A 26,918-nucleotide genomic window follows, 5' to 3' on the forward strand; every position below is an offset into this window, starting at 1 on the left:
CTACACCCGTTCGGAATAACGCGGCGTTGTTATTCCGAACGGGTTGTTTTTTGCTACCCCATTCCAATGCGTTATCCCTCCTGGGTCTTATCGCTCGTTCCTGTTTACCGACCCTGTAGTGATGATGTTGTGCCATCGCTGCTACACCCGTATGAGCGGGTGATTTAACGGGCCATCAGCATAATGGTTGTCAGACGGCAGACAGGACAGTGCACGCTTGCCGTGTGCTGATTCTCCCCGACGACTGCCTGACCTTTTCCTTTACATTCATGCTGATGAGAGAAACGATGGGAACGAAATACTTTACCTTGCTCACCCAGGTGGGTGAGAAAAAGCTGGCGGCGGCGATAGCCGCAGGAAAAGCGCTGGAGCTGGCCCAAATGGGCGTGGGGGATGGCAACGGTGTACTCCCCACTCCCGATCCGCTGCAAACCAAATTGGTCAATGAAAAGCGACGTGGGGTGATCAACTCGCTAACGGTTGACCCGGACAACACCAATCAGATGATTGCCGAGCAAGTGATCCCGGAAAATGAAGGGGGATTCTGGCTGCGTGAAATCGGGTTGTACGATGTTGATGGTGACTTGATTGCGCTCGGTAACTGCCCGGAAACCTATAAACCGGAACTGAAGGAAGGATCGGGCCGGGTGCAGACGGTGCGCATGATCCTGATTGTCAGCCGTACCGATGCGATAACGCTGAAATTTGACCCGACGGTGGCACTGGCGACACGGCGCTATGCCGATACCTTACTGGCTGATCATGTCGTTGCCGTTAACCCGCATAAGCAGTATGCCCCGATTGAAAGCCCGGCATTTACCGGTACTCCTGCGGCACCGACCGCTGTAGCAGGAACGAGAACGACACAACTGGCAACAACCGCCTTTGTAGTAAATGAAATCAATAGTGAATTTACGGAATACCATCTCGACGGTGTATTTTCAGCCATCGATATCGCTAAAAAACGACGGATTATGCAAGGAAAGGGCTCCGGAGTATTTTCTAATGGTACTGTGATATTCACGTTACCATTAGCATTCAGCGATGCCTATTTTTCATTTATTGCTATTGATGTGGGGAATGGCGCAATTAGTTTTGCGGCAACACCAGCCGGTGCAGGAACCGTAACTATTTATGCGCGACATGTGGTTAATGGTGCACTGATTAATGGGACATTTGATTTTAAATATATTGCAATGGGGGGAATCTAATGTTTTATGCAACTGATACGGGTTTTACATTTGAATGTATTTCAAATAAGCAAGTACCTGTGACTGATGAGGTATGGTCTGAATTAATTCAGGGGCAAGCATCAGGAATGGTAATTACAACCGACCATAATGGTTACCCTGTATTAATAAATGCTCCCCAACTGACATCCTCGCAAGCAGTTGCGAATGCCCAAGCAATGAAGAGCAAACTACTTTCTGACGCTGCATTAGTAATTGCACCCTTTCAGGATGCTGTTGATCTTGGTATGGCAACAGACCGTGAAGTTACGCTATTAGCTGAGTGGCGGAATTATCGTGTGCTTTTAAATAGAGTTGACACATCCACCGCACCCGATATCACCTGGCCTGCTGCTCCTGCGGCGTAACCAGACAAGCTCTGCCCGGCCACAGCATTTCAACTAGCTGTTCCGGGTAGACCTTATCCTGTGTGGCGAGGAGTTCATCGCGGCTCCACCAGTGATGGTCTCGCATCACTTCCTGTTCATGCGCCGTCCAGTTGCCAGTGTGGAGAGTACTGCCGGTGATAGGGATGACAAAAAACCGTTCATCGGCAAGCACGGTGTTTCCGTCAGGCATCGCCATGGTAAAGGTACGCGTCGCGATACACGGGCCGGGACCCTGACGACGGATACCGGTCTCTTCCCACAGCTCTCGTACCGCTGCCTGCTCAAACGTTTCTCCGTTTTCTACCGCCCCGCCAGGTGTTGCCCAATAACGCTGTCCGGCAAGGGCATCCTGAGTATGATGGAACAGAAATAGCAATACCCGTTGTTCAGGGTTGAGAATCAGCAGGCGTGAAGCTGGTCGCCGTTTCATACGATTTCCCGATGTCTATCTGGTCGTCGCTATTCTCCCCATCACCAGACGTGATGTCCATGCCTGCTGCGAAAAAGCGAGCCATGGCGCGGCTTGCGTGGCGTGTCAGGTGGCTGTCGGGTTGGTGTCAGGTTACTGTCGTGGTGTTTTTCACGGTGCTCACGCAGGCTTGCATCGGGTTTTCATTCAACAGGAGTGCACCATGAACACGATCAAATCACAGCGCCTTGCCCGTGCCTGGTCTCAGGAACAACTGGCCGAACTGTCGGCGTTGAGCGTCAGAACCATTCAGCGGATTGAAAACGGAGAACGTGCCAGTCTGGAAACGCTCAGTGCGATTGCCGCGGCGTTTGGCGTCAATGTGACGACGTTGATGCCAGAAGACAGCGAGCAGGCGGCGAGTGGCGACTCGCTGGCGTTACGCATTTCGCAGGCCAGAACACAGGTTGAGCAGGAAAGCCGTTTCTGGCGCAGTCTGTTGCTGTTTGTACCGGTGAACATCGTGCTGGTGGTCATCAATTTGTGGGTTAATCCGCACACGTACTGGTTTATCTGGCCACTGCTGGCGTGGGGCGGCGCGCTGCTGGTTCGGTCGGCCCGGATTTTCTGGCTGCGAGATCGCTGGTCACGCTGGGAGCAGGAACGGTTGCAGAAAATTCTGCGTAAGCCCTGAGTCAGCGAAGGGCATGACGCGCTGTATATATCGATGGGTTGGCCGTCGCTGGAAAAGCGCGGGTGACCCCAATCCTGACATAAAGTGTCACGGTTTTTCCCTGCTGGAATTCGGTATACTGGCTCCCTCGCTTGAATGGAATAGTGTATGAATTCTCATTACGCACGTCTGGTGACGACCGCGGCTTTTCTGGCTACCGGTATGGCGTTATCGCTGTTTGGCATGAAGGTGTATGCCTGGTGGTACACCGGTTCGGTCAGCTTGCTGGCATCACTGGTGGATTCGCTGGTGGATATCGCAGCGTCGCTGGTTAACCTGCTAGTCGTTCGCTATTCGTTGCAACCTGCTGATATGGAACATACGTTCGGGCATGGCAAAGCCGAGTCGCTGGCCGCGCTGGCGCAGAGCATGTTCATTGCCGGTTCGGCGCTGTTTCTGTTATTGACGGGCGCTCAGCATCTGATGAACCCACAGCCGCTACAAGGGGCTGAACTGGGTATGTGGGTGACCGTGATTGCGCTGGTGGCGACGGGCTTTCTGGTGAGCTTCCAGCGTTGGGTTATCCGCAGAACACATAGTCAGGCGGTGCGGGCAGACATGCTGCATTACCAGTCTGATGTCCTGATGAATGGCGCCATTTTGCTGTCGTTGGTACTAAGCTGGAAAGGTATCAACTGGGCCGACGCGGTCTTCGCGTTGGGGATTGGTATCTATATTCTGAGCAGCGCGCTGCGCATGGCCTATGAGGCGATTCAGGTTCTGCTGGACAGAGCCCTGCCTGATGACGAGCGACAGGAAATCGTCAATATCGTGTCTTCATGGCCGGGGGTAAGTGGTGCGCATCAGTTGCGCACCCGCCGTTCTGGCCCGACTCGCTTTATCCAGTTGCATCTGGAAATGGCGGATAACCTGCCGCTGGTGGAATCACACCAGATTGCGGACGAACTGGAGCAGGCATTGCTCAAACGCTTCCCCGGTTCAGATGTTATCATTCATCAGGATCCTGTTTCGGTGGTGCCGCAGGAGCAGCGTGGGCGCTGGGAACTGTAACGGGTCGGGTTTTATCCGGGCCATGATGTGTTGTAAGAATGTGATCTACGATAGATTTTTCGTGGATGAAGAGACTGACCTGAATCAATTCAGCTGGGTGTATTTGTTATACTATGTTGATAAAACGGTTAGGCTTTGTCTTGTGAGCCTTGAGAATAGAAGAATCTGCGAATTTACATCTACAAATCCAGAGGTTGTCATGATTAAAAAAATCGGAGTACTGACGAGCGGTGGCGATGCGCCGGGGATGAATGCGGCCATTCGTGGTGTGGTGCGTGCCGCGTTAGCGGAAAACCTGGAAGTATACGGTATTTATGACGGCTATCTGGGCTTGTATGAAGATCGCATGGCACAGTTGGACCGCTATAGCGTGTCTGACGTGATCAACCGTGGCGGCACGTTCCTCGGGTCTGCCCGTTTCCCGGCGTTCCGTGAGGAAGCGGTACGTCAGGTGTGCGTGGAAAACATGAGAAAGCATGACCTGGACGCGCTGGTGGTGATCGGGGGGGACGGTTCCTACATGGGGGCTAAGCGCTTGACCGAAATGGGCTTCCCCTGCATCGGCCTGCCGGGCACCATCGACAATGACGTGGCCGGTACCGACTACACCATCGGTTATTTCACCGCGCTGGAAACCGTGGTGGAGGCGATTGACCGCCTGCGTGATACCTCGTCTTCCCACCAGCGTATTTCCATCGTGGAAGTGATGGGACGCCACTGTGGCGACCTGACGCTGGCCGCAGCGATTGCCGGTGGTTGTGAATTCATCGTGCTGCCGGAAGTTGACTTCAAAAAAGAAGACCTGGTGGAAGAGATTAAAGCCGGTATCGCCAAAGGGAAGAAACACGCCATCGTCGCGATTACCGAACTGGTGTGTGATGTGGATGAACTGGCACACTATATTGAAACGGAAACCGGACGCGAAACCCGCGCCACGGTGTTGGGCCACATTCAGCGTGGTGGTTCACCGGTAGCGTATGACCGCATCCTGGCTTCCCGCATGGGGGCCTACTCCATTGAGCTGTTGCAGCAAGGCTATGGCGGCCGTTGCGTCGGGATTCAGAATGAAAAACTGGTCCATCATGATATTATCGACGCCATCGAGAACATGAAGCGCCCGTTCAAAGGCGACTGGCTGAATACCGCCAAGAAGCTGTTCTGATGCGCACCCGGCGTGGCCGGGTTGAGCAAGCAAATCCCGCTCTATTTGGGCGGGATTTCTTATTGGGAAACGGAAAACGGCGACGGCCCGATGAACGAGGTGTATGCCAGCGGTGGGTAACGCAGACATGCAGGTGCATCCTCACCGTCATGATTCGCTGGCATAATGTCGATGCCCTGCGGCGTTCACCGGGCGTCGGGTGAGTTGCTGATCTACACTTTTACCCGTCTCATGCTATTCCCACGCGCAGGTGGCGCAGGCATGAGCACCCCATACAGAAATTATTGAGGTTTTCGCATGACAAAAGTTACTGTTGCCGCCACGCAGATGGCCTGCACCTGGGATTTGCCAAAAAATATCGCAAACGCCGAAAGGCTGGTGCGTCAGGCTCATGCGCAGGGAGCGCAAATCATTCTGATTCAGGAACTGTTTGCCGCGCCTTATTTCTGCATCGACCAGAGCCCAGAGCATTACGCGCTGGCGCAGGAATTGGAAACCAGCCCGCTTATCAAACACTTTTCCGCGCTGGCGGCCGAGTTGGAAGTGGTGCTGCCGCTGAGTTTCTTCGAGCGCGCCAATAACGCCTACTATAATTCGCTGGTCATGATTGACGCTGACGGTAGCGTACTGGACGTCTATCGCAAAACCCATATTCCTAACGGTCCGGCCTATCAGGAAAAACAGTTCTTCATTCCGGGCGACACCGGGTTCAAAGTGTGGCAAACCCGCTACGCCAAAGTGGGCGTGGGTATCTGCTGGGATCAGTGGTTCCCGGAAACGGCCCGTTGCCTGGCACTCAAAGGGGCCGAACTGATTTTCTACCCGACCGCCATCGGTTCTGAACCGGCGTATCCGGATATCGACAGTCAGCCGCACTGGACCCGCGTACAGCAGGGTCACGCCGCCGCCAACCTGATCCCGGTGATCGCGTCCAACCGTATCGGTACCGAAGCCAGTAAATACCTCGACGGTCTGGAAATGACGTTCTATGGCTCGTCGTTCATTGCCGATCAAACCGGTGCGCTGGTCGCGCAGGCCAACAAGACCGACGAAACAGTGCTGGTGCATGAGTTCGATTTGGAAGCGATTGCTGCGCAGCGCGCTGCCTGGGGCTTGTTCCGTGACCGCCGTCCGGACATGTACGGTGTTATCGGCACCTCTGACGGCAAGACCTGGAGATAAGTGATGTCTGAGCTGACCACGCCGTTGCAAGACGGCTTCGCCATGCCAGCGGAATGGGCGCCGCACGACGCGGTGTGGATGTTGTGGCCGTACCGCCGCGACAACTGGCGCATGCAGGGCGACGAGATTCCCGCCCAGCGGACCTTTGCTGCCGTTGCGGCGGCTATTTCGCAAACCACACCGGTTGTGATGGGCGTGCCGCGTGACCAGATGGCGCTGGCTAAAAGCGTGATGCCGACTGGCGTGACGCTGGTGGAAATGGAAAGCGATGACGCCTGGGTACGTGACACCGGGCCTACCGTGGTGTTGAACGCGGCCGGTGAGCGTCGTGGCGTCGACTGGCAATTCAACGCCTGGGGTGGCACGCTGGGCGGCCTGTATGAAGACTGGAGCCGTGACGAGAAGGTGGCGGCGCAGGTGCTGGCTTATCACGGCGATGCGCGCTATGCCGCTCCGCTGATTCTGGAAGGTGGATCGATCCACACCGATGGTGAAGGCACATTGCTGACTACTGCCGAGTGCCTGTTGAACCCGAACCGCAATCCGCATCTGAGCAAAGCGAAGATTGAGCAGCACCTGCGGGATTATCTCGGTGTGTCGGCCTTTATCTGGCTGGAAGAAGGCGTCTATAACGACGAAACCGACGGCCATATCGACAACATGTGCTGTTTTATCCGCCCCGGCGAAGTGGTGCTGCACTGGACGGACGATGAAACCGACCCGCAGTATGCCCGCTCTCAGGCGGCGTATCAGGTGCTGTCCCAGACGAAGGATGCCCAGGGCCGGTCGCTAAAAATTTGGAAACTACCGGCACCCGGCCCGCTGTATGCGACCCCGGAAGAAGCGGCGGGCGTGACCGAGGGTAACGCTATCGAGCGTAACGCCGGGTCACGGCTGGCAGGGTCTTACGTCAATTTCCTGATCAGCAACAAGCAGGTGATTTATCCGCTGCTGGATGAACGTACTGACGGCGAGGCACATGCGCTGTTGCAACAGATGTTCCCCGACTACCTGATAAGTGGTGTTCCGGCGCGCGAAATCCTGCTGGGCGGCGGCAATATCCACTGTATTACTCAGCAGATCCCGGCGGCGAAACAGGGGTAATTTACCTAATGCCGATCTTTAAATGATCGGCATTAGGTTTCACTCCTGCCTTTTGTATTATTGCGGTGCTACGGTTGCGTTATCGGATGTAGGGATCACTTCAGACCCATCGCGTTTTTCATGGTGTAGAACAGGTCGGTTTGGTCGGTCAGCCCCACGACGTTGGCGGCGTGCGGGCCGTAGGCGGCGATGCGCAACTGGGTGCCCGTGTGGCCTTGGGATTCCTCTTCCGAGTTACCGTAGCTGATGGTCATCACCGCATTATCTTTGGTGTTCAGCGCCTGCGTCAGGCCCGGTGCTTTGGTTCCGTTTTCGATAATCTGGCTGGAGTGGGCGTGGTCGGCGGTGACAATCACCAGCGTGTTGCCGTCACGACGGGCGAATTCCAGTGCTTTTTGGACCGCTTCGTCCAGGTCGACGGTTTCACCGAATTGACCACATGGGTTGGCGGCGTGGTCCTGTTTGTCGATAGACGCGCCTTCAACTTGCAGGAAGAAACCGTTTTTATTCTTGCTCAATAACTGGATAGCTTTATCGGTCATTTGCGCCAGCGTCGGCACGGTGGCCGCGCGTTTGGTATTCGGCTCACAGGTTACAACCGGTTTGTCCAGGTTGCCGTGGTAGCTCGCTTGCGGCCCCTGCCAGCGCACCGGCATGTTGCCATCGGCGAATAGCCCCAGCACCGGCTTGCTCTGCGTGGCGGCGGTAACGGCGTTCATGCCATCGAGATCCGTCACGATGTGATAGCCCAGCGCTTCCGCCTGTTCTTTCAGGCTTTTCCCCTGATATTTACCTGCTTTGGCGAGTTCTTTAAACGTGGCACCGCCACCGCCCAGCGTGACATCAGCACGGGTGACCAGTAACTGTTCAGCAATAGAGCCGCGACCGCCGTTTTCCAGTGCGTTGGTCGGGCACTGCTGGCTGGTTTTTTCCGGGCCGTAGCACTTGCGGGAGGTCACGTGGGACACCATGGCGGCCGGTGTGGCGTCTTCCAGTTCGGCGGTAGAGACGTTGCCCGTCGCTTTGCCTGCCATTTTAGCGATTTCAATCAGTGTTTTATGGTCTTTGCCATCCACATCAACGCCCAGTGCGCCGTTGTAGGTTTTGACACCGCTGGACCAGGCGGTGGCCGATGCCGCGGAATCGGTGACGTAGTCTGGTTTGCGGGTTTTCTTGTCCAGCGAGTAGTGGGTGTACTGGCCTGTCAGCGGCAGTGCATCGATACCTTTGAAGAAGCCGCCAGCCCCCATCGCGTAGTTGCGTGCAGCCGTGATTTCCGAATCGCCCATGCCGTCGCCAATCAGCAGAATCACGTTTTTGGCAGTCTTCGCGTTGAGTGAGGCTTTCAGCATCTCCGTTTGATCGGCATTGAGGCGGCGGGCACCACCGGGTTGGGTGATGTCACCCTGCGCCTGGCGTTGGTAGTCGGCGCTGGCGGCCAGTGCGCTACCTGCTACCAGTGTCATCATCAGGGAAGAGAGCAGTGTTTTGCGAATAATAGCCTTACGAGTCATTTTCATTCACTCTTGGTTAAATTAAGTAACAAATAAACACGACTGGTAAAACCTAGACGGGAAAAATGACAAAATAATGAATGCAGGCGGAGTCAGTGGGAAAAAGACATAAAAAAACGGCTCCAGACTGGAACCGTTGTGTGGTGTTCGCGCAGGAATCAGGCCAGGCCTTTGGCTTCGGCTGCGGCTTTAACGATAACGGCGAACGCATCGGCTTTCAGTGAGGCACCGCCCACCAGCGCACCATCGATGTCCGGCTGGGTGAACAGTTCGGCAGCGTTAGCCGCATTGACCGAGCCACCGTACTGGATGATGACCTGTTCTGCGACCGCCGCATCCTGTTTAGCGATGTGGTTACGGATGAATTTGTGCACTGCCTGTGCCTGTGCCGGCGTGGCGGATTTACCGGTGCCGATGGCCCATACCGGTTCGTAGGCAATGACTGTGTTTTCGAACGCTTTCGCGCCCAGCGTGTTCAGCACCGCGTCCAACTGACGTGCACAGACCGCTTCGGTCTGGCCCGCTTCGTTTTCAGCTTCGGTTTCACCGATGCACAGTACCGGAATCAGGCCGGTTTCTTTCAGCACGCCAAATTTTTTGGCAATGAACTCATCACTTTCATGGTGATAGGTACGACGCTCGGAGTGGCCGATGATGATGTACTTCGCGCCGATGTCTTTTAGCATCTCAGCGGATGTTTCACCGGTGAAGGCACCAGCAAGGTTGACGTCCACGTTCTGGGCACCCAGCACAATACGGCTGCCTGCCAGCTGGTGTTTCGCCTGATCCAGATAAATAGCTGGCGGCGCAATGGCTACGTCACAACCGGTGACGGCGCTCAGTTCTTTGCGCAGGCCGGCGATCAGTTCGTGAACCATGCTGGTGCTGCCGTTCAGCTTCCAGTTGCCCATGACTAAGGGATGTCGCATCTTGTTTCCTCCAGGCGAATTGCCAGTTAATCAATACATGGCTGCGTCAGGCAGCCACTCTGACGATGATACAGAACTGCCGATAGTATAGAGTCGAAATGGCGCGGTGGCTCTGTTTTTCGTGCCTAATTCTCGATGTGATCACGAATCAGATAGTGCTAGCTTAATCGGTTCAACAGCGAAGGTTAGCCCTTTTTCACCGTGATCAGCCACAACATAGCGCAATGCGCCCTCTGTTTGCTGGTAAAAGCGCTGCCCTTTGCCTTTTTCCAGCAATGTCTCGATTTTTTTCAGGCTTTGTTCGTTGGTGAGCGATGGCATAAAAGTGCGTACCAGTGCTGCCATGTAACCGATGGCTTGTTTGCGTCTCCCGTTTTGGTCAGTGTCTTTAGGCTTGGGAAGCCAGGTAATTTGCATGGTTTTAATCTTGCCGGTGCCTTTTTCCAACGCGGTGGATGAATACAGATAGTCGTTGATACGACTGGCCGCACGCGTCAGGTTCGGTGAGTCTTCACCGGTGTCGATGACCCGGTATTCACTAATCGGCAGGGACGGGTTACTCAGGTTGTAGCGGGTACGAAATTGCACGATGTTCATGTCGAACGTGGGAGAACCCGGCAGCAGGTAAGGGGCGGCAGTCGGGGTTTGAGGTTTGAATAAGCCGTCACTTCTGGCATAGGGTGTGCAGAGTAGGCCAGCAGACAGGCAACAAACAATCAGCAGGGCATTTTTCATCATTAGTTTATTCGTATCGTCACTCACTGTTGGCATGCTGTGTGATTAAAGCGGGATTCAGGATCAATTGTCAAAATGTGCGGTAAAAAACACAACCTGACTTAAGGTAAACTCATACCCGTAGACCGTATTCGGGGATAAGAAGACATGACAATACAACAATGGTGTTTTTCGTTTCGTGGCCGCGTTGGTCGCCGGGATTTTTGGTTAGGGATGGTGATCGTGCTGGCGCTGATGGTGGGATTATTCGTGTTGGCCGGTACCGGTTGGCTGGATACCCAGAAGGCGGCGTTTGCACTGGTGATGCTAATGTGGCCGCTGACGGCGGTACTGGTCAAAAGACTGCATGATCGCAACCGAAGTGGCTGGTGGGCGTTATTGCTGGTGGTGGCCTGGATGCTGGGTAACGGCAATTGGTCGATGCTACCATCGCTCGCGCAATGGGGCGTAGAGCGTTTCTTGCCGACGCTGATTACCGTGATGATGTTGCTTGATTGCGGCGCGTTTGTCGGCACGACAGGTGCAAACCGTTTCGGACCGGCAGCGGAACCGTTGCGGTTCCGCGCGTCCTGAGTGCCGTTTGTTTCTATCGTTTTGTGGTTACTCGACGGTTGTCGGGATAGTCGGGATTACCAGTAGTGCTCGCTGGTCATATGGCCGGGACGACGACGCAGGTGTTTGCTCATCTGTCGCGTCTCCTTGAGCAACTGCTGGGTATCTCGCACCATCTGCGGGTTGCCGCATAGCATGACGTGGCTGGTAGCGGCATCCATCGGTAAGCCGACTGCTTCTTCCAGCGCACCGTTTTCAATCAGTGCCGGTACGCGGCCAGTGAGTGAGCCGGGCTGTTCCTCCCGGCTGACAACGGACTGGATGCGTAACTTACCGTTGTAGCGCTGTTCCAGTTGTTGCATCAGTGGCAGATAGCTCAGGTCTCGAGCGAACCGAGCAGCGTGGACCAGCACGATGTTCTTGAACCGCTCCAGGTCGCGCCCTTCCTGCAAAATCGACAGATACGGGCCGATGGCGGTACCGGTTGCCAGCATCCACAAGGTATCGCAGTCCGGGATCTCCTCAAGTACGAAGAAACCAGCCGCTTCCTGGGTTACCAGCACCTCATCGCCTGGCTGGCAACGGTGCAGATGCGGGCTGAGCTTGCCGTCCGGCACGTTAACCAGATAGAACTCCAGCAGCGTGTTGCTGGGTGCGTTGACGTAAGAATAGGCGCGCTGTACCCGTTCGCCATCCAGTTCCAGCGCCAGTTTGGCGAACTGCCCGGCGGTAAACGGCGCTATCGGCGCTTCCAGCCGCAGGCTGAATAAATTTTCCGTCCAGTGTTCAACCTGAATAACTTTACCGGTCACCCACTCTGCCATGGTTATCTGCTCCTGTTTTTGATCTCTCGGGTGTCACAGGGCTGTGTGCAGCCGAGCTTTACGATACGCGATCTATTAACAACAGTGAAACAATTCATGCTGAGCTGCGCATCCCCTGCCGTGATTACAGCAGAAAGTCGTGCAGCGCCTGATCTTTGCGGTCCAGGTAATGGGTGGAGCTGATACGACGGATGGTTCGTGACTTGCCGCGGATCAGCAGCGTTTCGGTGGTGGCGATATTGCCCCGGCGTGAAATGCCGTCGAGCAGGTCACCTTTGGTGATGCCGGTAGCGGAAAATATCACGTTGTCGTTGCGCGCCATGTCACCCAGTGTCAGCACGTTGCCTGCTTCAATGCCCATTTCGCGACAGCGTGCTAATTCCTGTTCGCCCAGGCGGCGGTTTTCCTCGTTATCTTCCTTTACCTGATGGCGGGCCAGCAGGCGCCCTTGCATGTCGCCATCCAGCGCACGGATCACCGCGGCAGAAATCACGCCCTCCGGCGCACCGCCGATGCCGTAAAGTACATCCACTTCGCTTTCCGGCATACAGGTCAGAATAGACGCGGCCACATCGCCATCAGGAATGGCAAAGACTTTTACCCCCAGCCGCTGCATATCTGCGATGACCTGATCGTGACGCGGTTTGGCCAGCGTGATGACGGTCAGCTCGCTCAGCGGTTTACCCAGCCGTTCGGCAACGCGCTTGAGGTTCTCTTCCAACGGTTGGTCAAGATTGATAGCGCCTTTAGCCTGCGGGCCGACAATCAGTTTTTCCATGTACATGTCAGGAGCATGCAGGAAGGCTCCCTGTTCGCCGACGGCCAATACCGCCAGGGCATTAGCCTGCCCCATAGCAGTCATACGGGTGCCTTCGATCGGGTCGACGGCGATGTCTACCGCGTCGCCGTTACCGGTGCCCACCTGTTCGCCGATATAAAGCATCGGGGCTTCGTCGATCTCACCTTCGCCGATGACAATCTTGCCGTTGATGTCGACCTGATTGAGCATGATGCGCATCGCCTGCACGGCAGCGTTATCAGCGGCGTTTTTGTCGCCGCGCCCCAGCCATTTGTAGCCGGCCAGCGCAGCGGCTTCGGTTACGCGGGAGAATTCGATGGCTAATTCACGTTTCATGGATACCAGTCCTGCACAGGGAATAAGGAACAAAAGAAGAGTAGTCGGGACGCTATGGTAACACAGGCGTGTTGGCGGGCGGGTGAGGGGGAGGGTAAGAAAAAGGGCGCGATAACCGCGCCCGATCAAGGATAGTGGTGATTTTACTCGTCGTGTTCTTCCCACGCACGGGCGCGTTCCACCGCTTTTTGCCAGCCACGATAGCGGAAATTACGTTCCACGGTTTCGATGCTGGGGCGGAATTCACGCTCAATGGTGGCCTTGCTCTTCACTTCGTCCAGATCGTTCCAGAAACCGGTAGCCAGACCCGCCAGGAAGGCGGCACCCAGCGCGGTAGACTCACGCACTTGCGGACGCTCAACGCGCGTACCCAAAATGTCAGACTGGAACTGCATCAGGAAGTTGTTGGCGACGGCACCGCCATCCACCCGCAGCGCCTGCAAGCGGGTATCAGCATCTGCCTGCATGGCATCCAGTACGTCACGGGTCTGATAAGCGATGGATTCCAGCGTAGCGCGGATAATGTGATTAGCATTGGCACCACGGGTCAGGCCAAAAATCGCGCCACGGGCGTACGGGTCCCAGTAAGGGGCACCCAGACCGGTAAACGCCGGTACGACATAGACGCCATTGGTGTCTTTCACTTTGGTGGCGAAGTATTCAGAGTCCATCGCGTCGCCAATCAGTTTCAGCTCGTCGCGCAGCCACTGGATAGATGCACCACCGATAAATACCGCACCTTCCAGCGCATAGTTCACTTCACCGCGTGGGCCGCAGGCAATGGTCGTCAACAGGCCGTGTTTGGAGCGAACCGCTTCTTTACCGGTATTCATCAACAGGAAGCAGCCAGTACCGTAGGTGTTTTTCGCCATACCGGGCTGTACGCACAGTTGGCCGTACAACGCGGCTTGCTGGTCACCGGCGATACCGGCGATAGGAATACGGGTACCGCCTTTACCGCCAATATTGGTCTGGCCGTACACTTCAGAGGAAGGACGGACCTGCGGCAACATGGCACGTGGAATATCCAGCACGTCCAGCATGCGCTCGTCCCAGTCCAGAGAATGGATGTTGAACAACATGGTACGTGAGGCGTTAGTGTAATCGGTGACGTGGACGCGACCCTGGGTCATTTTCCAGATAAGCCAGGTATCGATGGTGCCGAACAGCAGCTCGCCGCGACGGGCACGTTCACGCGACCCTTCCACATGGTCGAGGATCCATTTCACTTTCGTGCCGGAGAAATACGGGTCAACCACCAGGCCGGTGTTGGCGCGGATGTACTCTTCCATGCCGTCTTTTTTCAGCTTTTCGCAGATATCTGCGGAGCGGCGGCACTGCCACACAATGGCGTTATAAATCGGTTTGCCGGTCTCTTTTTCCCACACCACGGCGGTTTCACGCTGGTTGGTAATACCGATACCGGCCACTTCGTCGCTACTGATGCCCGCTTTTGCCAGCGCTTCCACCAGCGTGGAGCTTTGTGACGCCCAAATTTCCATCGGGTCGTGTTCTACCCAGCCCGCTTTGGGGTAAATCTGGGTGAATTCCCGCTGGGATACGCTGACGATGTTGGCGTCATGATCCAGCACAACAGCCCGTGAACTGGTTGTGCCCTGGTCGAGCGCGACAATGTATTTTTTTTCCTGGTTCATAAACGTAATCCTGTTAGCGGAGTAGGGTCAGACCTTACGAGTTTGGGCAGAGGCCGCCGTGTCGGTGTCGCTATCAATAGCGCAGACATCACAAGGCAAGTTACGGCCAATCAGGGTGCGATAGCCAAATGCCCCCAGACAGGCTCCGACGATCGGGGCGAAAATCGGTATCAGTATATAAGGGATGTCACGTCCGCCAGTCAGCGCGATTTTGCCCCAGCCAGCGAAGTAGGCAAACAATTTTGGACCGACATCACGCGCCGGGTTCATGGCAAATCCGGTCAACGGGCCCATTGATGCGCCAATAACCGCGATCAGAATCCCTATCAACAGCGGTGCCAGCGGGCCACGCGGAATACCATTGCCGTCATCAGTCAGTGCCAGAATCAGACACATCAAAATAGCGGTGATAACGGTTTCCACCATGAAGGCCTGCATCACGGAAATATGCGGGTTTGGATAGGTGGAGAAGACACCTGCCAGATCGAGGCTTTCCACACTACCACGCACAATATTGTGCGTTTGTTCGATGTTATCGAACAGGTTGTGGTAGAGGCCATAGACCAGTGCCGCCGAACAGAACGCGCCGGCGACCTGTGAAACGATATAAGGCAGGACTTTGCGGCCATCGAAGCAGGCAAATAGCCACAGGGCGATGGTGACCGCAGGGTTGAGGTGAGCACCGGAAATCGCGGCGGTCAGGTAGACCGCCATCGCGACGCCCAATCCCCAGATAATACTGATTTCCCATAGACCCAGACTGGCGCCTGCCAGTTTCAGAGCCGCTACACAGCCAACGCCAAAGAAGATCAGCAGGCCAGTACCGAGAAACTCGGCAACGCACTGGCCTTTAAGGGTAGAAATATCAGATTGACTCATAATGCTTGTTCCTGCTTGTAGGCTACAGCATGGTGGTTGACGCATTCCTCTATGGGTCTGCGCGTTTCAGGCCTGTCTCGTTCATCTTTGGCGATTCGCGGTCAGGCTCTTTTTGTATTTCGGATGTGAATTTATCGTTAATGCTCGAAAACGAGAAATATCGAAATCAAAATGTGTGTGATGTGTCAAGAAAATGCGCACATTCGCGTAATCGGACGCAAAACTGTCATCCGGTCAGCAGACAGGTGTTAATCGGAGTGTGAAATTCATTAACATTAATATGGTTTAACAATATTTCGGGCAATTTTCGGCCTGTACTGATAGCGCGTGAGCGAAAAAGCAGGCAGAGTCGCTGTTTTACCGGTAGTGCGCTGGACACGCTTGATCCGGCTACATACAATTTGGCTGGCGTTTACGTCCGGCGTAGCCATAGCAGATGTGCAGGCTGAGTGCGTAAGACGGCATGAGATGTCTGTTTGTGAAACCTGTGCCGGTGCATACCTGCTCGCGGGATACCGTGCGTGGCACACCTGTTCGTGATACATCTGTGATACATCTGCGTTAACCGGCTCAGGCCGTGCGATCAAAAGGGGTTAGAAGTTATGTCATTTGAAGTGTTTGAGAAGCTGGAAGCGAAAGTTCAGCAGGCGATTGACACGATCACGCTGTTGCAGATGGAAATCGAAGAGCTGAAAGAGAAGAACAATGCGTTGTCGCAGGAAGTAGAGAGCATGGCGGGTAACCGTGATGCATTAATGAGCGAGAACGAGCAACTCAAGCAGGAACAGTCGGTGTGGCAGGAACGTCTGCGTGCACTGCTGGGTAAAATGGAAGACGTTCAGTAACTGCCGACGCCACACAGACAACGGCACACAGGGCGTCTGTTGACGCCCTTGGCAACCTGGCCGGTTATTCCAGATCCAGTGGGTCTTCAGACAGGATAATACCGGTGTTGTCAGCATAAAGGTGATCGCCGGAGAAGAACGTCACACCACCGAAATTCACCCGAATATCCGTTTCACCGATGCCTTCGCTCGCTGCACCCGCTGGTATTGCCGCCATCGCCTGAATGCCTATATCCAGCTCCGATAAATCGTCTACCTGACGTACCGCGCCATAGACCACGATACCTTCCCATTCGTTTTGCGTAGCCAGACGGGCCAGTTCAGCGTCAACCAGCGCACGGCGTACCGAACCGCCGCCATCGACCAGCAAGACGCGGCCACTGCCGTTTTCTTCCAGTACATCGAATAGCAGGCCGTTATCTTCAAAGCATTTTACTGTGACGATTTTGCCGCCGAATGAACTACGTCCACCAAAATTGGAGAAAAGAGGCTCAACGACATTGACCTCTTCATGATAGATATCACACAGTTCGGAAGTATCGTATTTCATAGGAGTCACGTTTGTTGCCGCTGGGGAGTGTGGGACTGAGTATATCCCTTTATGTTTGTTGTTGGCAAAATCATCAACAGCGGCTTTGACCCGCATCAGTAATCGGTTGTGATTTTGCCAACCAGAACAAACGTGTTGTCCGTTCCATCCTGACTGAGTCTGGTTTAGCTAAGCAGTACGCCTACCGCGAACAACAAATTGGTGAGTAACGCGCCTTTCACGGTTTTTTCCAGCATCGGACGCATGCTGAACGCGGTGGTTTCGCGCATCACATAGCGGCCTTGTTTCACCAGTAACGGCAGCGCCAGAATAAACAACCAGCCCGCCAGCGTATGCAGGTACAGCATCGCGAAGAGGGCCAGACAAACCGGTGCCGTCATCAGTAACATCATGTGGTAGCGGCGGGCTTTATAAGCACCGAGCCGTACCGCCAGCGTGTTTTTGCCGTTTTCCCGATCGCTGTCGATATCGCGCAGATTGTTGATATTAAGTACCGCGACGGCCAGCAGGCCACAAGCGGTTGCTGGCAGGATAACGCTGCTGTCGAAGTGGCCGGTTTGCAGGTAGTACGACCCGGCTACGCTAAGCCAGCCAAAGAAAATCAACACCGAGATATCACCCAGCCCGATGTAACCGTAAGGTCGGTTGCCGACGGTGTAGGTAATCGCGGCCAGAATCGCCAGCAGGCCGAGCGCCAGGAATACCACGATATCCACCGGTTTTTCGCAGGCCAGTGCTACCAGCGCGCTACCGGACAGCGCGGTTAGCACCACGGTGATGAGCAGCGCCTTGCGTAGTTCCGCCAACGTGATAGCCCCGGTCTGGATACCGCGTAGCGGGCCGATACGGTCTTCCTTGTCGCTGCCTTTCACTGCATCGCCATAGTCGTTGGCCAGATTGGAGAGAATCTGCAACAGCCCGGCGGTAATCAGCGTCAATAGCGCTACGCCGGGTTTGAAATTGCTGTGCCAGCAGGCGATGACGGTGCCGGTAACGATGGAGGCAAAAGCCAGCGGCAGCGTCTTGGGACGCAGACTGTCGAGCCAGGCTTGAGTTTTGCTGCTATGTGTCAATTCGGTCATGGTGTTAATTGGATCATGGTATTAATGAGATCATGGTGTTTATGGGCCATGCTATCAGCCAGGTTGTGGCGCGTTAAGTGCAGGAATAATGCAACCTGGTGACGGCATCAAAAACAACAGTGGGAGGCCAACGCCTCCCACTGTTTGGTCATCAGTGCGATCCGCGAACGGATTATAAGATAAATCGGCTCAGATCTTCATCTGCTACTAACTCATCCAGGTGACTGCGTACATAATCTGCATCGATCGTCACGGTTTGACCGTTCATTTCGCTGGCGCCATAGGACACATCCTCGATCAAACGCTCCAATACCGTATGCAGACGACGAGCACCGATGTTTTCCGTACGCTCGTTAACCTGCCAGGCCGCTTCCGCGATACGGCGGATACCATCTGGCTGGAAGGTGATGTTAACGCCTTCGGTTTCCATCAGCGCCTGATACTGGCGGGTCAGCGAGGCGCTAGGTTCGGTCAGGATACGCTCGAAGTCTTCGGTGGTCAGTGCCTGCAACTCAACACGGATCGGCAGACGGCCCTGCAACTCGGGGATCAGGTCCGATGGGCTGGCAACCTGGAACGCGCCGGACGCGATGAACAGGATATGGTCAGTTTTTACCATGCCGTGCTTCGTGGACACCGTACAGCCTTCCACCAGTGGCAGCAGGTCGCGCTGGACGCCTTCGCGTGATACGTCCGGGCCGGAGGTATCACCCCGTTTGCAAATCTTGTCGATTTCATCGATGAAGACGATGCCGTGTTGCTCCACCGCTTCAATCGCCTGCTCCTTGAGTTCTTCCGGGTTAACCAGCTTGGCGGCTTCTTCTTCCGCCAGCAGTTTGAAGGCCTCACGAATCTTGATCTTGCGGCTTTTTTGTTTCTGCCCTGCCAGATTCTGGAACATGGATTGCAGCTGATTGGTCATCTCTTCCATGCCGGGAGGGGCCATGATTTCGACACCAACCGGTGCGGCAGCCAGCTCGATTTCGATTTCTTTGTCGTCAAGCTGCCCTTCGCGCAGTTTCTTGCGGAATGCCTGACGAGCCGCGGACGGCTCATGATTCTCTTCCGGCTGGCCCCAGTTGTTCTTGGCTGGGGGGATCAGCACGTCCAGAATGCGCTCTTCGGCCAGCTCTTCGGCACGATAACGGTTTTTTTCTATTGACTGCTGACGCACCATTTTAATGGCAACGTCGGTCAGATCACGGATGATGGAATCCACTTCCTTGCCGACATAACCCACTTCGGTGAATTTAGTCGCTTCTACCTTGATAAAGGGCGCGTTCGCCAGCTTGGCGAGGCGACGGGCGATTTCCGTTTTCCCCACCCCGGTCGGGCCGATCATCAGGATATTTTTCGGGGTCACTTCATGGCGCAGGCTCTCTTCCAACTGCATGCGCCGCCAGCGGTTACGCAAGGCGATCGCGACGGCGCGCTTTGCTTTGTGCTGTCCGATGATGTAGCTATCAAGCTCGCTGACTATTTCGCGCGGGGTCATTTCAGACATAGTGGATCCTTACGCCTTGGAGGCTAATTCTTCAATCGTGTGGAACTGGTTGGTGTAGATACAGATATCACCCGCAATACCCAGTGATTTTTCGACAATCTCTCGGGCGCTTAATTCCGTGTTTTCCAGTAAAGCGCGCGCCGCTGCCTGCGCATAGGGGCCGCCGGAGCCGATGGCGATCAGGTCGTTTTCCGGCTGAATCACATCACCGTTACCGGTAATGATAAGCGACGCATTTTCGTCGGCGACGGCCAGCAGTGCTTCCAGACGACGCAGCATACGGTCAGTACGCCAGTCTTTGGCCAGTTCCACCGCCGCTTTAACCAGATGACCCTGATGCAGTTCCAGCTTGCGCTCAAACAGCTCAAACAGGGTGAAGGCATCCGCGGTGCCACCAGCAAACCCGGCGATAACCCGATCGTTATACAAACGGCGTACTTTGCGTACATTGCCTTTCATTACCGTGTTGCCCAGGGTGGCTTGCCCGTCACCGCCAATTACCACCTGACCATTGCGACGCACACTTACAATTGTTGTCACGAGTTTATCCCCGTTACTGAGAAAAAGACCCCCGCGCGGACGCGGGGCGTATTGACGATAAACATGGGGGAGGGGCGTGGGGTTTTCAACCCCCGCTGGCTAACGGGATGCAGTTGGATTGCCCCATACCTTTGAGCTTTTGTGCCATTTTGTCGGCGACAGCGCGGCTGTTGTACGGACCGAGCATGATTCGGTGCCAGCCTCCGCTGCTGGTGATACGACTTTCTACACCGGCAAACGCCAGCTCTGCGCGTACCGACTCTGCGGGTTCTGTGGTTTTGAACGAGCCGCATTGCACCATCCAGCGCTGTTCTTTCTCTGGTTTGCTCTCAGGTTTGCTGTCTGGTTTGGTGTTGTCGGTTTTAGCCGTTTCTTTGGCCGCGGCTGGCGGTTCTGTTTTCGTCACCTCTTTACGGGATTCCGTACGGGATTCCGTCTGCACCGGTTTCTGGGCTGTTTGCGTCTGCGTGGCGACGTTCGACGTCGCATGATGCGGTGTTGTCACCGGGGCGGCGGTCGTCGTGCGTGGCGTCATCGGTTGTATCGTGCCATTGGTATTGGTACTCGATACGCCGGGCACCACGGTTTGCGTTCTGGGCGTGGTAAGAGAACGCGCAGGCATCTGGCTCTGATCGTTGTAAGGCACTTCCGTCAGCGTGGTCGGCTGGCGTTTCATGTCTGATTGCATCTGTTCGAGCAGTTGGCGCTGTTCATTGGTCAGTTGGCCTGTTGACTGGATTTCTCCCCCTGCCGATGGCTCGGTCGGCGAAGCCACGCCAATCTGACGGTTTTCCAGCTCTTTGATATAACGCCAGCGCTCTTCCGGTTTGGGCGGCAACCCATTGCCTTTGGTGCCCTGATGCGGCAGGACGGGCGATTCATCCGGCTTATTGTGGGCGATAAAATAGAGTCCACCGGCAAACGTGACCAGCACGGCAACGGCCAGCGCTATCATGGTTTTAGATGCGCCTGAGGACCCTCCTCGTTTCCGGCTGGATGTTTTTTTCCGGCGCGTTCCAGAACGCCCCCGGCTGACATAGTCTCGTTGTGCCACAATTGTTTCGTTGCTAAGAAAATAGGTAACAGGTCGCCATGTTACTGAACCCTAAAATGTTTGACCAGCACCGGAATTCTTAAAGCCTGTAACACGCAGCGGTGGAGCGGCAGTACTGTCGCGAATAATCAACTGGCTGGACATCAGTCGTGACCCGCGAGCCACCTTGTGTTGCTGCAACTGCGTCAGCAGCAACAGCGTCGCTTCGCGACCAATATCGTAGCGGGGCTGAGAAACGGTAGTCAGCGCCGGGAAGCAGTGGCTGGCCTGGGCGATGTCATCAAACCCGATAAGCGACAGGTCTCGTGGGACGTCCAGCCCCATTTTCCGCGCCTGGGTTAACGCACCCAGCGCCATCACGTCGCTATGGCAGAAAATCGCGCTGGGGGGAGTAGGGTGTGACATCAGCGTTGTCAGGCCGCGTGAGCCGGTATCGTAACTAAAATCTCCGTGTACGATGTACTGGTTGTCGATAACCAGTCCACAGCGCCGTAGCGCCTGAATATAACCTTGCAGCCGATACTCGCTGAGCGGAATCTGCTGTGGGCCGGCAATACAGGCAATGCGCTGATGCCCCAACTGCTGGAGATAACTGACGGCTTCAAACGCGGCGGTCAGGTTATCAATGTGTACCGTGGGCATATCCAGCTCGGGGGCGAATTCGTTTGCCATCACCATCGGCGGAAGATGACGGCGCTCATCTCTACCCGCATCAAACGGTAGTTGCGACCCCAATAACAGGATGCCGTCTATCTGACGGGTGGCAATCAGGTCCAGAAAGGTTTTTTCTGTCTGGCGCTGGTGCGCACAATCGCCGATCAGGACCAGATAACCGCGTTCCGCGGCGGTTTCTTCAATGCCGCGCAGCATTTCGCCGAAGAAGGGGTCACAGATATCAGGCACCAACGCCAGAATCGTTCTTGATTCATGCCGCTTGAGATTACGAGCAAGGTTTTGTGCAGAGTACCCCACTGCCAGCGCAGCCTGCTCCACTTTCTTGCGGGTCGCAGCCGAGACTTTCTCCGGGTTGGTCAGGGCGCGTGACACCGTTGCGGTGGAGACACCAGCCTTATCGGCCACGTCTTTCATGGTTGCGGGTGGGATGAATTTTTTCTGCTCCAACGCATTTCCTCCTTGCGTCAGCGTTTACTGGCGCCGTAGTCAGGGTGGCCGTTATGACAGGTCGGCCGCCGTTTTACAGAATGTCTGATCCGCCATGCGGCAAATGCGGTGATGACATGCATGGCATCGATGGTGCGCCAACTGCCTGATCAGCATACTGCTTCCGCCATCACTCTTAACAGATTGCGTCCAGGATTTATCGAATAATTTACGCCTGTACCTTCTGGATTATCAGTTTTTCGGTATTGTTCGCAAAAACCATGACGGCGACTGGCACGGCTCAGGCCTGCGGCGCAGAATTGGCTCAACTGTCTGTCGGGTCGACATCCATGACCCATTTCACCTTGCGGGCTTGCGGTAGGGTATCGATCAACACCATAGAATGACGGATGATGCGCTGCAGCGTGGCGCGCGATGGGTGTTGCAGCAGTAATTGCCAGCGAAAACGCCCGGCACGCTTAGGCTGCAAGGCAGGCACTGGCCCCATCAGCCACAACGCGTCGTTGCGCAGCGGGCTGGCTTCCAGCAAATTGCGTAACTGCTGCAGGAACAGGCTGGCCTGCTGATTGTCATGGTCATCGGCCCGGAACAGGACATGGCTGGTAAACGGCGGTAGAAATACGCTCTGGCGCTCTTGTAGCGTCTGGCTGGCGAACGCATCGTAGCCCTGATGTAGCAGCGTCTGTAACAGCGGGTGCTCCGGGTGATGGGTCTGTAGCACGACTTCACCCGCTTTACCGGCCCGCCCGGCCCGCCCGGATACCTGCGTGTAGAGCTGGGCGAAGCGCTCGGTGGCACGAAAGTCGGCGGAAAACAGTGAACCGTCGACATCCAGCAACGCGACCAGCGTAACGTCAGGAAAATGGTGTCCTTTGGCCAACATTTGGGTGCCGATCAGAATGCGGGCACCGCCCTGGCGGACCTGCGCCAGTTGTTGCTCCAGCGCACCTTTACGGCTGGTGGTATCGCGATCGATGCGGGTGATGGGCGTATCGGGAAACAACGCGGGTAGCGCCTGTTCCAGCTGCTCGGTACCCAGACCAACCGGCACCAGATGGGTGGAGCCGCACTGCGGGCACTGCTGCGGCACCGGACGCTGGCTGTCACAGTGGTGGCAACGCATCATGCGCTGGTGTTGGTGCAAGGTGTAATAGCTGTCGCAGCGTTGGCACTCGGCTATCCAGCCGCATTCATGGCACATCACCACTGGCGCGAAGCCACGGCGGTTAAGGAACAGGATAACCTGATTATCCTGTGCCAGATGATGTCGAACACGCTGGATTAACGGTTGCGACAAGCCGCTGGTCAGCGGTAAGCCTTTTAAATCCAGCAAGTGTTGCTGAGCCAGCCGGGCGTTGCCCGCGCGTTTGCTCAGCCGTAACTGGCGGTACTTGCCAATCTGTACGTTATAGAGCGTTTCCAGCGCAGGAGTGGCTGATCCCATCACGATGGGGATATCTTCCTGCCGGGCGCGAAACACCGCCAGGTCGCGTGCATGGTAACGCCAGCCTTCCTGTTGCTTATAAGAACCGTCGTGCTCTTCGTCGATGATGATGAGTCCCAGTCGCGCAAAAGGGGTAAACAGCGCGGAACGCGTACCAATCACAATGGCGGATTCACCCTGTTTCGCCCGTAACCACACCGACAACCGCTCGCTGTCATTTAGCCCGGAGTGCAGTGCTTCCACCGGGGCATGAAACCGATCGCGAAAACGGGCGATGGTTTGTGGTGTCAGGCCGATTTCCGGCACCAGCACCAGAGCCTGCTTACCCTGTGCCAGAATATTCTCCAGCACGCTGAGGTAAACCTCGGTTTTACCTGACCCGGTGATCCCTGCCAGTAACCAGGCGGCAAAGTGGTCATCTTCGCTGCGTATGGCTCCGACAGCGGTGGCTTGCTCCGTATTCAGGCGCAGACGCTCGCCTGCCAGACTGAAATGCTCCCGCCAGTCCTGCACTTGTGTTGGCTGCGCGCGTAGCTCACTCAGCCCTTTTTCGCGCAACGCCTGCAATGCCGTTTCCGTCAGTGCGGTTTCCGCCACCTGATGGCGATAGAGCGGCCCTTGTAGCAGCGCGGCCAGCGCCTGCTGCTGTTTGGGCGCGCGTTTTAGCGCATTCAGCGGCGTGGCACGGCCTTGCTCGGTGGCAAACCACTGCCAGAGCGGGGCGCGATGTGCCGGTTTCCCTTGCCGCAGGAGTATCGGCAACGCATGGAATAACACTTCGCCAATCGGGTAGTGGTAATACTCTGCGGCCCACAGCAAGATGCGCCACAGGCTGTCGGGGAATAGCGGAGCGTCATCAAGTACCTCATGTAGCGGTTTGAGCTGTTCCGGCGGCAGTTCACTGCCCGCACCCAGCGCCACCACGATACCGATCATCTTACGGTTGCCGAAAGGAACGCTCACCCGCCTGCCTGGCTCCGGTGGCGTGACGCCAGCCGCCAGCCGGTAATCAAACGTGCGTGTCAGTGGCACCGGCAAAGCAACCTGAACAACAGGCGTGGTGTGTGCGTTCAAATGCGTCATGAAGGTCTTAGGTTATGCATCAGGGTTTGTCTGCCGTCACGGTACTGTGCGCGACGACGTTGTGCAATCTTGCCAGTACCTGGTTGAGGTAAGGCGGTGTGTTTGCGCGGATCCAATTGCATCGGGTGGTTAATTTCTGTATGATCCGCCGCCTTTATACCTCGTAGTATAAAGACTATTTCACTCAACTTCGTGTGGTGTCTGGCGGAACAGGGCCGGATAGCGACGCGGCCTTAAACAGAGGTTTCCCATGAAAGAAGGTATTCACCCGAATTACGTTGAAATTACTGCAACTTGCTCTTGCGGTAACGTCATCAAAACCCGTTCTACCGTTGCTCACGACCTGAACCTGGACGTCTGTGGTGCTTGCCACCCGTTCTTCACCGGTAAACAGCGTGTGGTTGACACCGGCGGTCGTGTTGAGCGTTTCAACAAACGTTTCAGCATGCCAGGCACCAAAAAATAATTGGCTCCTGCGCTGGGGCAGAGAATCGGTTAACCGGTTATTCTGCCAAAACAAAGGCACCTGCGGGTGCCTTTGTTGTTTCAGCGGTGCTTTCCTGTCTGCTTCACTGCCTGCTCAGTATTCCCACGTATCCGGGTCAATCCCCATTTCACGCATAATCGCTTTGGCGGCTTCAGGGATTTCATCGCCGCGCTCTTTACGCAAATCGTCATCATTGGGTAAGGGTTGGCCGGTAAAAGCGTGCAAGAACGCTTCACACAGTAACTCGCTATTGGTTGCGTGACGCAGGTTGTTGACCTGACGACGGGTACGCTCGTCTGTCAGTATCTTCAATACCTTCAAAGGGATAGATACGGTGATCTTCTTAACCTGCTCACTTTTCTTGCCGTGTTCAGCGTATGGGCTTACATATTCGCCATTCCACTCAGCCATGGGATACCTTAAATATTGATCGTGATAAAAACAGTCACTGGCACAAAACACCATAATTCTAACGATTATTGCAGGGATGCTCAATCTATACGCAAAGAAGTTTAGAAGTCCAGATGTATTGACGTCTATATTATCCGGGTTTACTCTCTAACTTAACTTCTTCACCTCAGTCTTCCAGTCAGGAAAAGTACCGATGACGCGTAAACAGGCTACTATCGCAGTCCGCAGTGGGTTAAACAATGACGAACAGTTCGGTTGCGTTGTTCCCCCGATTCACCTCTCCAGTACTTACAACTTCACCGGTTTTAATGAGCCCAGAGCGCATGACTATTCACGGCGCGGCAACCCGACCCGTGATGTTGTCCAGCGTGCGCTAGCGGAACTGGAAGGCGGGGCGGGCGCGGTCATGACCAGCAGCGGTATGTCGGCTATCATGCTGGTTTGTACGGTATTCCTGAAGCCTGGCGATCTGTTGGTCGCGCCGCATGATTGTTACGGCGGCAGCTATCGTTTGTTTGATAGCCTGAGCAAACGCGGTGCTTTCAACGTGAAATTCGTCGATCAGGGCAATCTGGTTGAGCTTAATGCCGCACTGGCGGAAAAACCGAAACTGGTACTGGTTGAAAGCCCCAGCAATCCGCTTCTGCGCGTCGTGGATATCGCCGCTATCTGTCAGGCAGCGCGTGATGTTGGGGCGGTGAGCGTGGTGGATAACACCTTCCTGAGTCCCGCGTTGCAAAATCCGCTTAAACTGGGTGCGGATCTGGTGGTGCATTCCTGTACCAAATACCTTAACGGTCATTCGGATGTGGTGGCCGGGGCGGTGATTGCCCGCGACCCTGAGGTCGCGATGGAACTGGCCTGGTGGGCTAACAATATTGGTGTGACCGGCGCGGCGTTTGATAGCTACCTGTTGCTGCGCGGTATACGGACGTTGTCCCCACGTATGGCGATGGCGCAGAAGAATGCATTGCAAATTGTGGAGTATTTGCGGCATCAGCCACTGGTCAAGGCGTTGTATCATCCTTCTTTGCCCGGGAATGCCGGTCATGAGATTGCCTGTCGGCAACAGTCCGGTTTTGGTGCGATGCTGAGTTTTGAGCTGGATGGCGATGAAGATACCCTGCGTCGTTTTCTGTCCGCGCTGGATCTCTTCACGCTGGCAGAGTCGCTGGGTGGCGTCGAGAGTCTCATTTCTCATGCCGCTACCATGACTCACGCAGGTATGGCACCGCAAGCGCGCGCTGCCGCCGGTATCTCGGAAACGTTATTGCGTATTTCTGTCGGCATTGAAGATGGTGACGATCTGGTCGCCTCTCTGGACAGAGCATTTCAGGCAGCAGCCAAGAGGTAA

General features: G+C 55.4%; 26 protein-coding genes and 1 pseudogene. 11 read left to right on the forward strand and 16 right to left on the reverse strand.

Annotation, left to right across the window (positions count from 1 at the left end):
* Positions 1 to 287: 287 nt before the first annotated feature.
* Positions 288 to 902, forward strand: a pseudogene (locus FAZ14_RS17675) (phage tail protein); the annotation flags it as partial.
* A 308-nt stretch (positions 903 to 1,210) separates the two neighbouring features.
* Positions 1,211 to 1,597 carry a tail fiber assembly protein gene (locus tag FAZ14_RS17680; protein WP_153508960.1) on the forward strand — a complete coding sequence of 129 codons (387 nt, stop codon included), beginning with the start codon at positions 1,211 to 1,213 and terminating at the stop codon, positions 1,595 to 1,597.
* Here the strand turns inward: FAZ14_RS17680 and FAZ14_RS17685 are convergent.
* Complete coding sequence (locus FAZ14_RS17685) at positions 1,569 to 2,048, reverse strand: NUDIX hydrolase (protein WP_153508961.1); 480 nt, start codon at positions 2,046 to 2,048, stop codon at positions 1,569 to 1,571. The genes FAZ14_RS17680 and FAZ14_RS17685 overlap by 29 nt on opposite strands.
* Before the next feature lie 202 nt (positions 2,049 to 2,250).
* Between FAZ14_RS17685 and FAZ14_RS17690 the strand changes: the two genes are divergently transcribed.
* The 5 genes from FAZ14_RS17690 (at position 2,251) to aguA (ending at position 7,219) form a co-directional block, all read left to right on the forward strand.
* Positions 2,251 to 2,721: a 2TM domain-containing protein gene (locus FAZ14_RS17690; RefSeq protein WP_038925719.1), complete on the forward strand. Its 471-nt coding sequence runs from the start codon at positions 2,251 to 2,253 to the stop codon at positions 2,719 to 2,721.
* Between the two features lie 147 nt (positions 2,722 to 2,868).
* Entirely contained in the window at positions 2,869 to 3,771 is a 903-nt protein-coding gene (gene fieF, locus FAZ14_RS17695; protein WP_038925720.1) for a CDF family cation-efflux transporter FieF, read from the forward strand.
* 199 nt (positions 3,772 to 3,970) lie between these two features.
* Complete coding sequence (pfkA, locus tag FAZ14_RS17700; protein ID WP_016942828.1) at positions 3,971 to 4,933, forward strand: 6-phosphofructokinase; 963 nt, start codon at positions 3,971 to 3,973, stop codon at positions 4,931 to 4,933.
* 297 nt (positions 4,934 to 5,230) lie between these two features.
* A complete protein-coding gene (gene aguB, locus FAZ14_RS17705; RefSeq protein ID WP_016942829.1) occupies positions 5,231 to 6,115 on the forward strand; it encodes an N-carbamoylputrescine amidase in 885 nt (294 codons plus the stop codon).
* 3 nt (positions 6,116 to 6,118) lie between these two features.
* A complete protein-coding gene (aguA, locus tag FAZ14_RS17710; protein ID WP_029456514.1) occupies positions 6,119 to 7,219 on the forward strand; it encodes an agmatine deiminase in 1,101 nt (366 codons plus the stop codon).
* Positions 7,220 to 7,314: 95 nt separating this feature from the next.
* On the opposite strand, the gene phoA is transcribed toward aguA, so the two are convergent.
* The 3 genes from phoA to FAZ14_RS17725 all read right to left on the reverse strand — a co-directional run bounded on the left by phoA (position 7,315) and on the right by FAZ14_RS17725 (position 10,397).
* A complete protein-coding gene (phoA, locus tag FAZ14_RS17715; protein WP_016942831.1) occupies positions 7,315 to 8,739 on the reverse strand; it encodes an alkaline phosphatase in 1,425 nt (474 codons plus the stop codon).
* Positions 8,740 to 8,891: 152 nt separating this feature from the next.
* Positions 8,892 to 9,662, reverse strand: a complete 771-nt coding sequence (tpiA, locus tag FAZ14_RS17720) for a triose-phosphate isomerase (protein WP_016942832.1) — start codon at positions 9,660 to 9,662, stop codon at positions 8,892 to 8,894.
* Positions 9,663 to 9,803: 141 nt separating this feature from the next.
* Positions 9,804 to 10,397 carry a DUF1454 family protein gene (locus FAZ14_RS17725; RefSeq protein WP_020477062.1) on the reverse strand — a complete coding sequence of 198 codons (594 nt, stop codon included), beginning with the start codon at positions 10,395 to 10,397 and terminating at the stop codon, positions 9,804 to 9,806.
* 147 nt (positions 10,398 to 10,544) lie between these two features.
* Here FAZ14_RS17725 and FAZ14_RS17730 point away from each other — a divergent pair, with 147 nt between their 5' ends.
* A complete protein-coding gene (locus tag FAZ14_RS17730; protein ID WP_029456515.1) occupies positions 10,545 to 10,970 on the forward strand; it encodes a DUF805 domain-containing protein in 426 nt (141 codons plus the stop codon).
* A 56-nt stretch (positions 10,971 to 11,026) separates the two neighbouring features.
* On the opposite strand, the gene fpr is transcribed toward FAZ14_RS17730, so the two are convergent.
* The 4 genes from fpr to FAZ14_RS17750 form a co-directional block, all read right to left on the reverse strand.
* Positions 11,027 to 11,773, reverse strand: coding sequence for a ferredoxin--NADP(+) reductase (gene fpr, locus FAZ14_RS17735; RefSeq protein ID WP_153508962.1), 747 nt, complete (start codon positions 11,771 to 11,773; stop codon positions 11,027 to 11,029).
* A gap of 124 nt (positions 11,774 to 11,897) precedes the next feature.
* A complete protein-coding gene (gene glpX / locus FAZ14_RS17740; protein WP_016942836.1) occupies positions 11,898 to 12,908 on the reverse strand; it encodes a class II fructose-bisphosphatase in 1,011 nt (336 codons plus the stop codon).
* Positions 12,909 to 13,051: 143 nt separating this feature from the next.
* Positions 13,052 to 14,563 carry a glycerol kinase GlpK gene (gene glpK, locus FAZ14_RS17745; RefSeq protein WP_016942837.1) on the reverse strand — a complete coding sequence of 504 codons (1,512 nt, stop codon included), beginning with the start codon at positions 14,561 to 14,563 and terminating at the stop codon, positions 13,052 to 13,054.
* A gap of 27 nt (positions 14,564 to 14,590) precedes the next feature.
* Positions 14,591 to 15,442, reverse strand: coding sequence for an MIP/aquaporin family protein (locus FAZ14_RS17750; RefSeq protein WP_016942838.1), 852 nt, complete (start codon positions 15,440 to 15,442; stop codon positions 14,591 to 14,593).
* A 602-nt stretch (positions 15,443 to 16,044) separates the two neighbouring features.
* Between FAZ14_RS17750 and zapB the strand changes: the two genes are divergently transcribed.
* Positions 16,045 to 16,287, forward strand: coding sequence for a cell division protein ZapB (gene zapB / locus FAZ14_RS17755; protein WP_016942839.1), 243 nt, complete (start codon positions 16,045 to 16,047; stop codon positions 16,285 to 16,287).
* Between the two features lie 64 nt (positions 16,288 to 16,351).
* Here the strand turns inward: zapB and rraA are convergent, their stop codons facing one another.
* The 7 genes from rraA to priA all read right to left on the reverse strand — a co-directional run bounded on the left by rraA (position 16,352) and on the right by priA (position 24,666).
* Complete coding sequence (gene rraA, locus FAZ14_RS17760; RefSeq protein WP_016942840.1) at positions 16,352 to 16,837, reverse strand: ribonuclease E activity regulator RraA; 486 nt, start codon at positions 16,835 to 16,837, stop codon at positions 16,352 to 16,354.
* 164 nt (positions 16,838 to 17,001) lie between these two features.
* A complete protein-coding gene (locus FAZ14_RS17765) occupies positions 17,002 to 17,919 on the reverse strand; it encodes a 1,4-dihydroxy-2-naphthoate polyprenyltransferase (RefSeq protein ID WP_016942841.1) in 918 nt (305 codons plus the stop codon).
* A 172-nt stretch (positions 17,920 to 18,091) separates the two neighbouring features.
* Positions 18,092 to 19,423, reverse strand: coding sequence for an HslU--HslV peptidase ATPase subunit (gene hslU / locus FAZ14_RS17770; RefSeq protein ID WP_016942842.1), 1,332 nt, complete (start codon positions 19,421 to 19,423; stop codon positions 18,092 to 18,094).
* 9 nt (positions 19,424 to 19,432) lie between these two features.
* Positions 19,433 to 19,963 carry an ATP-dependent protease subunit HslV gene (gene hslV / locus FAZ14_RS17775; RefSeq protein WP_012767897.1) on the reverse strand — a complete coding sequence of 177 codons (531 nt, stop codon included), beginning with the start codon at positions 19,961 to 19,963 and terminating at the stop codon, positions 19,433 to 19,435.
* Between the two features lie 85 nt (positions 19,964 to 20,048).
* Positions 20,049 to 21,017 carry a cell division protein FtsN gene (ftsN, locus tag FAZ14_RS17780; RefSeq protein ID WP_153508963.1) on the reverse strand — a complete coding sequence of 323 codons (969 nt, stop codon included), beginning with the start codon at positions 21,015 to 21,017 and terminating at the stop codon, positions 20,049 to 20,051.
* 51 nt (positions 21,018 to 21,068) lie between these two features.
* The gene (cytR, locus tag FAZ14_RS17785) at positions 21,069 to 22,139 is read right to left on the reverse strand and encodes a DNA-binding transcriptional regulator CytR (RefSeq protein WP_016942844.1); all 1,071 of its coding nucleotides are present in this window, start codon (positions 22,137 to 22,139) and stop codon (positions 21,069 to 21,071) included.
* Between the two features lie 304 nt (positions 22,140 to 22,443).
* A complete protein-coding gene (gene priA / locus FAZ14_RS17790; RefSeq protein ID WP_153508964.1) occupies positions 22,444 to 24,666 on the reverse strand; it encodes a primosomal protein N' in 2,223 nt (740 codons plus the stop codon).
* Between the two features lie 250 nt (positions 24,667 to 24,916).
* Between priA and rpmE the strand changes: the two genes are divergently transcribed.
* On the forward strand, positions 24,917 to 25,132 hold the full coding sequence (gene rpmE, locus FAZ14_RS17795) for a 50S ribosomal protein L31 (protein WP_016942846.1): 216 nt from the start codon (positions 24,917 to 24,919) through the stop codon (positions 25,130 to 25,132).
* A 114-nt stretch (positions 25,133 to 25,246) separates the two neighbouring features.
* Here rpmE and metJ read toward each other — a convergent pair whose 3' ends face one another.
* Positions 25,247 to 25,564, reverse strand: coding sequence for a met regulon transcriptional regulator MetJ (gene metJ / locus FAZ14_RS17800; protein WP_012767902.1), 318 nt, complete (start codon positions 25,562 to 25,564; stop codon positions 25,247 to 25,249).
* Between the two features lie 193 nt (positions 25,565 to 25,757).
* Here metJ and metB point away from each other — a divergent pair, with 193 nt between their 5' ends.
* Complete coding sequence (metB, locus tag FAZ14_RS17805; RefSeq protein WP_016942847.1) at positions 25,758 to 26,918, forward strand: cystathionine gamma-synthase; 1,161 nt, start codon at positions 25,758 to 25,760, stop codon at positions 26,916 to 26,918.

The sequence above is a fragment of the Dickeya oryzae genome (genome assembly GCF_009372235.1).
In the GTDB taxonomy this organism is placed as follows: Bacteria; Pseudomonadota; Gammaproteobacteria; order Enterobacterales; family Enterobacteriaceae; genus Dickeya; species Dickeya oryzae.

Excerpts from the sequence above, each read along its gene's own strand:
- FAZ14_RS17725 (WP_020477062.1), bottom strand. The coding sequence starts at position 10,397 with ATGAAAAATGCCCTGCTGATTGTTTGTTGCCTGTCTGCTGGCCTACTC.
- metB (WP_016942847.1), top strand. The coding sequence starts at position 25,758 with ATGACGCGTAAACAGGCTACTATCGCAGTCCGCAGTGGGTTAAACAAT.
- FAZ14_RS17730 (WP_029456515.1), top strand. The coding sequence starts at position 10,545 with ATGACAATACAACAATGGTGTTTTTCGTTTCGTGGCCGCGTTGGTCGC.
- FAZ14_RS17690 (WP_038925719.1), top strand. The coding sequence starts at position 2,251 with ATGAACACGATCAAATCACAGCGCCTTGCCCGTGCCTGGTCTCAGGAA.
- pfkA (WP_016942828.1), top strand. The coding sequence starts at position 3,971 with ATGATTAAAAAAATCGGAGTACTGACGAGCGGTGGCGATGCGCCGGGG.
- aguB (WP_016942829.1), top strand. The coding sequence starts at position 5,231 with ATGACAAAAGTTACTGTTGCCGCCACGCAGATGGCCTGCACCTGGGAT.
- rpmE (WP_016942846.1), top strand. The coding sequence starts at position 24,917 with ATGAAAGAAGGTATTCACCCGAATTACGTTGAAATTACTGCAACTTGC.
- fpr (WP_153508962.1), bottom strand. The coding sequence starts at position 11,773 with ATGGCAGAGTGGGTGACCGGTAAAGTTATTCAGGTTGAACACTGGACG.
- fieF (WP_038925720.1), top strand. The coding sequence starts at position 2,869 with ATGAATTCTCATTACGCACGTCTGGTGACGACCGCGGCTTTTCTGGCT.
- glpK (WP_016942837.1), bottom strand. The coding sequence starts at position 14,563 with ATGAACCAGGAAAAAAAATACATTGTCGCGCTCGACCAGGGCACAACC.
- metJ (WP_012767902.1), bottom strand. The coding sequence starts at position 25,564 with ATGGCTGAGTGGAATGGCGAATATGTAAGCCCATACGCTGAACACGGC.
- FAZ14_RS17765 (WP_016942841.1), bottom strand. The coding sequence starts at position 17,919 with ATGACCGAATTGACACATAGCAGCAAAACTCAAGCCTGGCTCGACAGT.
- phoA (WP_016942831.1), bottom strand. The coding sequence starts at position 8,739 with ATGAAAATGACTCGTAAGGCTATTATTCGCAAAACACTGCTCTCTTCC.
- rraA (WP_016942840.1), bottom strand. The coding sequence starts at position 16,837 with ATGAAATACGATACTTCCGAACTGTGTGATATCTATCATGAAGAGGTC.
- glpX (WP_016942836.1), bottom strand. The coding sequence starts at position 12,908 with ATGAAACGTGAATTAGCCATCGAATTCTCCCGCGTAACCGAAGCCGCT.
- FAZ14_RS17680 (WP_153508960.1), top strand. The coding sequence starts at position 1,211 with ATGTTTTATGCAACTGATACGGGTTTTACATTTGAATGTATTTCAAAT.
- aguA (WP_029456514.1), top strand. The coding sequence starts at position 6,119 with ATGTCTGAGCTGACCACGCCGTTGCAAGACGGCTTCGCCATGCCAGCG.
- FAZ14_RS17750 (WP_016942838.1), bottom strand. The coding sequence starts at position 15,442 with ATGAGTCAATCTGATATTTCTACCCTTAAAGGCCAGTGCGTTGCCGAG.
- priA (WP_153508964.1), bottom strand. The coding sequence starts at position 24,666 with ATGACGCATTTGAACGCACACACCACGCCTGTTGTTCAGGTTGCTTTG.
- FAZ14_RS17685 (WP_153508961.1), bottom strand. The coding sequence starts at position 2,048 with ATGAAACGGCGACCAGCTTCACGCCTGCTGATTCTCAACCCTGAACAA.
- tpiA (WP_016942832.1), bottom strand. The coding sequence starts at position 9,662 with ATGCGACATCCCTTAGTCATGGGCAACTGGAAGCTGAACGGCAGCACC.
- zapB (WP_016942839.1), top strand. The coding sequence starts at position 16,045 with ATGTCATTTGAAGTGTTTGAGAAGCTGGAAGCGAAAGTTCAGCAGGCG.
- hslU (WP_016942842.1), bottom strand. The coding sequence starts at position 19,423 with ATGTCTGAAATGACCCCGCGCGAAATAGTCAGCGAGCTTGATAGCTAC.